General features: G+C 34.8%; 4 protein-coding genes. All 4 read right to left on the minus strand.

Translation table 11 applies throughout. The features are described 5' to 3' along the window. Positions 1–40: 40 nt before the first annotated feature. The 4 genes from bshA to ABJF52_RS08240 all read right to left on the minus strand — a co-directional run bounded on the left by bshA (position 41) and on the right by ABJF52_RS08240 (position 5699). Positions 41–1186 carry an N-acetyl-alpha-D-glucosaminyl L-malate synthase BshA gene (gene bshA / locus ABJF52_RS08225; protein ID WP_348148950.1) on the minus strand — a complete coding sequence of 382 codons (1146 nt, stop codon included), beginning with the start codon at positions 1184–1186 and terminating at the stop codon, positions 41–43. A 117-nt stretch (positions 1187–1303) separates the two neighbouring features. Further along, on the minus strand, positions 1304–4216 hold the full coding sequence (locus tag ABJF52_RS08230; RefSeq protein WP_348148951.1) for a glycoside hydrolase family 3 N-terminal domain-containing protein: 2913 nt from the start codon (positions 4214–4216) through the stop codon (positions 1304–1306). Positions 4217–4309: 93 nt separating this feature from the next. After that, positions 4310–4792, minus strand: coding sequence for an ABC transporter ATPase (locus ABJF52_RS08235; protein WP_348148953.1), 483 nt, complete (start codon positions 4790–4792; stop codon positions 4310–4312). A gap of 115 nt (positions 4793–4907) precedes the next feature. Further along, positions 4908–5699 carry a (Fe-S)-binding protein gene (locus ABJF52_RS08240; protein WP_348148955.1) on the minus strand — a complete coding sequence of 264 codons (792 nt, stop codon included), beginning with the start codon at positions 5697–5699 and terminating at the stop codon, positions 4908–4910. Positions 5700–5758: the final 59 nt, after the last annotated feature.

Below are 5758 nucleotides of genomic sequence, written 5' to 3' on the forward strand. Positions count from 1 at the left end.
AAGTAACCAATAATAGAAATACGTATGTTTTCTCCATCATTTAATAATCCGCCTTTTTAAAACGTTGTTCATATGCTTTTTGATAGATATCTTCATAAAGTGGCAGAACGTTCAAAATATCAAAATTCAAGGCTGTCTTGTATGCGTTAGACTTAAAGGTTTCTAGAATTTCATCATCTTTTAAAATATTAAGTGCATTGGTAGCCATACCATCAATATCCCCAATATCACTTAAAAAACCTGTAATTCCTTGCTTATTTACTTCTGGTATTCCACCTGTATTACTAGAAATTACCGGAACTTTATTAACCATAGCTTCTAATGCTGCCAATCCAAAACTTTCAGTTTCTGAAGGCAATAAAAACAAATCTGAAAAACAAAGTATACGATCTATTTCATTACTATTTCCTAAAAACACCACTCTATCTTCAATACCAAGTGTACGGCACAACTTTTCAGCCTTCACTTTTTCGGGACCCTCACCTACCATAATCAGTTTAGCAGAAATACTTTGCTGAATTTTATGGAATATTTTTACCACATCAGGAATACGTTTAACTTTTCGAAAATTACTAATATGTGTAATAATTTTCTCATCATCATTGGCCATCAACGACCGTTGACAATCTGTAAATGATGTATGATATTTGGTTTTATCAATGAAATTTGGAACAACTTCAATCTCCTTTTTTACCTCAAAAATATCTAATGTTTGCTTTTTTAGGCTTTCTGAAACCGATGTTACTACATCGCTATTATTTATACTGAACGTAACGGCTGGTTTGTAAAAAGGATGACTACCGACCAGCGTAATATCCGTACCATGCAAAGTTGTTATCATCGGAATAAAAATGTTTTCCTCCTCTAACATCTTTTTAGCCATATAACCTGCGTACGCATGTGGAATAGCATAATGTACGTGTAAAACATCAATATCATATTGTTTTATGGTATCCACTAATTTGCTCGATAAAGCGAGTTCATAGGGCTGATACTTGAATAACGGATATTCAGGGACATTAACCTCATGAAAGTGAACACGATTGCCTAACAATTCTAATCTGACTGGTTGCCGATAGGTAATAAAATGAACTTCATGACCTCTATTTGCCAATGCAATACCTAATTCCGTGGCTACAACACCACTACCTCCAAATGTTGGGTAACAAACAATTGCTATTTTCACACGTTTATTTTTATTAGTATTCTAATTGAAGAAACCTCAATTATTCAAATTTACTGAAATACATCAGTTTAGTCGGAAAACCAATATTAACTTAACAGAAGTTTAATTAATGGTTTGCTAGTTAATTATGGAATCATAAATAGCTTGCTGAATTCTGGTTCGTAATCCAGATTTGACCAAAAGCCTATTCGAAGCAGTCGGATAAGTTCTATTAGACAAAAATACATAGACTATCTCTTCTTCTGGATCCGCCCATGTATAGGTACCTGTAAAACCACTATGACCAAAACTTTTTCGCGAAACACAACCACAGGTAGGTCCGCTTCCTTTAATTTGTGGCTTATCGAAACCTACTCCGCGTCTAACATTTTTTTCGCAAAAATAACAGGTGTTGAATTTCTGAACAGTACGACTATCTACAAATCTTGTTCCTCCGTAAAATCCTTGTTGCAAATACATTTGCATTATTTTAGCAACATCATTCGCATTGCTAAATAAACCGGCATGTCCACCTACGCCGCCTTGCATGGCGGCCCCCATGTCGTGAACATAACCTTGCATGGTTTGATAGCGGTAATAACTGTCTTCTTCTGAAGGGACAATTTTATTCTTTGGAATTTTATCCAGTGGATTGTAGCCTGTATTATAAGCCCCAAGTGGCGCATAAAGAAAATCATTAGTCAATTTATCGAGGCGACTTTTTTTAGTGTCCTCAATATATTTTTTCATAACATAATAACCAACATCGCTATATCGATAGCGGTTAGATTTTAAATCTTGTCTTCCAATTCTATTATAAATAGAATCTTTAAAAGCATCAGCTAGATATAATTGGTCCGTCACTTTTATTGAAAAACCAGCGCTTGGTGATTTTCGGTAGAATTCCGTTGAAGGTTTTCTGTTTTTATCTAAAGTATCTACATAAAAAGCTATCCAAGCAGGGAGTCTTCCATAATGTGAAAGTGCTTTTAAAACCGTCACATTTTTTAGTTCGGTATCTGCATAAGCCGGAATTAAATCTGAAAATGTATCATTTAAAGCCAAATCTCCATCTTCTTCCATCATCATTAACATAGGCAGCGTGGCTAATATTTTTGTAAGCGATGCCAAATCGTATATCTTATCGGGCGTAATGCTATCGGTACTTTTATACGTTGGCTTGCCAAAGCCTTTATTGTAAATCACCTTCCCTTTTCTCGCAATTAAAACTTGTGCTCCCGGATACATTAATGAATCGAGCCCGTCCCCCACCAACCGATCTACTTCAGCTAATTTTGTAGAACTCATTCCTACTCTTTCTGGATAACTATACCCTAAACGAAGTAATGATTTTAATTTAACACTTGTGTTTACTGGAAAATCGGTATGTGCTGAAACTGGTAATTTACCTTTTGCTGGAATCGCCCCAAAAATTAATTGAGCAGCTTTTTGCTGCGCTATTTTACTATTTTGATATGCAACCACAACACCATCTATAGCATTAAAAGACGGTACATCTAGCAATGCATAAGGATTTGTAAAAATGGATAGTATTAAATTAGAACCACGTTCCTTTGCTATTTCACCCAACCAGAACAATTCGTTTTTGGAAAATTTATGAGATTTCCATGGACTTGCATTACTCTTGTGAAGCCCAATAATCACAAGATTATAATCACTTAATTTATTTTTAAGTGTTGCTAGGTCTTTACCATTTACCTGTGTAACCTTAGCGTATTTCTTTAATTCTTTTACAAAAGGTTCGTTTGGCGCGTCACCAAATTTAACATAGGCAATTTTCTTATTTTCCAACCGCTTAATGCCTAACAAATAAAATTTATTCTTAACAACCGTAATAGCATTTTCAATTGCCTTTTCATAAAGCAAATCATCTTCTAATGTATTAAGATCTTCATATAAATTATCAAGTTTAATAGGACGGTAATTATTTAGACCTACTTTATATTTTGCTTGTAATATTTTTTTTACTGAATGTTCTAGTCGTTCTTCACTAAACTTCCCTTTTTCAAAGTATTTAATCAATTTACTTTTTGCCTCAGCAACAACTGTAGGCATCAGTAAAATATCATTACCTGCCATAAATGCGGCCAATTCTACATCTCCGTTCTTACCCCTATCTGCGGCACCTTTCATATTTAAGGCATCGGTGAATACAAGACCTTTAAAACCCATTTCCTGTTTAAGCAGTCCATTAATTATATACGGAGATAATGAAGATGGTATTTTTTTTTCTGATTCTAATGCAGGCACTTCTAAGTGTGCAACCATTACACTACTTAAACCGGCATTAATTACCCTCTTATAAGGATATAGTTCTAAACTATCTAAACGTTCACGAGGGAAGTCTATAACTGGCAAATCGTGATGAGAATCTGTTGCGGTGTCTCCATGACCCGGAAAATGCTTTCCACTAGATAGCACACCAGCACTTTCTAAGCCCTTAGTAAATGCAGCTCCCATTTTGGCAACGTTTTCACGATTTTCACCAAATGAACGATTACCAATTATAGGGTTTTTAGGATTTGTATTGATATCCACAACAGGTGCAAAATTAATATGAACTCCCAATCGTTTGGCATGTTCACCAATTCGCCTGCCTACAGATTCTACTATTGTACTATCCTCAATAGCCCCCAAAGTCATATTCCATGGAAAAGCATAAGTGGAATCTAATCGCATCGCTAGTCCCCATTCCGCATCCATACCAACCAATAATGGCACTTTTGATGCTTTCTGATATTCATTAGTAAGTTTAGCTTGGCGAATGGGGCCTCCGGTTGAGAAAATTACGCCACCGATTTTTTGTTCTTGAATAAGCTTTTTCACTTTATCCGTTGCGACTTTACTTTGATCAGATGCAACCATAACCATAAAAAGCTGCCCTATCTTTTCATCTAAGGACATACTCGAATACTTGGCATCCACCCATCTTTGTTGCGCAAGACTATCTTTAACCACCAAAGGATTGCTCTGTGCATTGGCACAAAGTATAGTAAGACAAAGTATGGAGGAAATTAAATATGAACGCATAAAAATAGCTTATGGCAATAACTTAAAAGTGCTTTAAATATTGCATTTCATCGGATTTTTGAAAACTTTTAATAATACATTTTAAATCAAAAATCACATGAAACGTGCATGCCAACTTTCCGATGCTGGAACTTCCCAAAATTCATCGTATTCTCCTTTTGTAGCCACCAGATTGTTAAACACTACTGTTTTTAAGGATACAGCTTTTTGTTTAACCATTTTTTTAAAATCAATTAGCGATTTATATGCTATGTATTCCCCTTGTTTATAGGAAACATTCATTTTATCTAATAAATCTATATCGTATTTCTTCTCTAAAGACTGTATATAATGTACCGACGCATCTATTGAACATCCTGTAGCAGCATTTTCACTCTGATCTAAGGCTATAATTATAAATCGTTTATATCTAATTTCAAAAGCTGCTTTTAAATCAGCACCATGAGCAGCCCAATCTTTTATAAAATCATTAAGGCCCACCGTTATTTCACTAAGTTCATCATCAGTTAAACTCCTATTCGCTTGGTAAATCCAAACTCTAGAGGTATCTGGTAACGTGTTAAATTCTACTAGCATAAATTAAATTATTTTTAACCATACATCATAGATATGAAGACTTTCATACATTGTACATATGGCTATTTTTATTTGGGTTAACTCATTCATTATGCCAAATCGGAAAAGATATTGACTATAAATCTTGAGCAGAGGCGATAAGTTCAGCAATATCCATTACACCAACTGATGCCTCTTTTTCTTTATTTTTTACACCATCAGTAATCATCGTATTACAAAATGGACATGCTGCGGCTATTATTTCTGGTTTTGTTTCAAGGGCTTGCTCAGTTCTTTCTATATTCACTTCTTTATCTCCCTTTTCTGCTTCTTTAAACATCTGTGCACCACCAGCTCCACAACAAAGTCCTTTTTTTCTGCAGCTTTTCATTTCAACTAATTCTGCATCTAACTTTTTTATAAGATCTCTTGGAGCTTCATAAATACTATTTGCTCTTCCGAGATAGCACGGATCATGATAGGTTACTCTTTTTCCTTTGTACTTACCACCTTCTAAAGTAATTCTTCCCTCAGATACCAAATCTTTTAAAAACTGAGTATGATGTACAACTTCATAAGTTCCACCTAAACCAGGATACTCATTTTTAAGTGTATTAAAACAATGAGGACAAGCTGTTACAACTTTCTTTATGCCATAGGAATTCATTACTTCAATATTGGTAACTGCTTGCATTTGAAATAAAAACTCGTTACCAGCTCTTTTAGCAGGATCACCTGTACAACTTTCTTCTGTACCTAAAACCGCGAATGTAACATTGGCCTTATTCAAAATTTTAACAAAAGCCTTCGTGATTTTTTTTGCTCTATCATCAAAACTTCCTGCACAACCTACCCAGAAAAGAACTTCTGGTTGTTTTCCTGCGGCAAAAAGTTCTGCCATAGTAGGTACTTTTAGTACATTTTCCATATCAAATAGGCTACTTTAATTTTCTTGAGTCCAGTTTATTCGATCCATCTGATTGTAAG

Source organism: Aurantibacter sp., assembly GCF_039941195.1.
In the GTDB taxonomy this organism is placed as follows: Bacteria; Bacteroidota; Bacteroidia; order Flavobacteriales; family Flavobacteriaceae; genus Aurantibacter_A.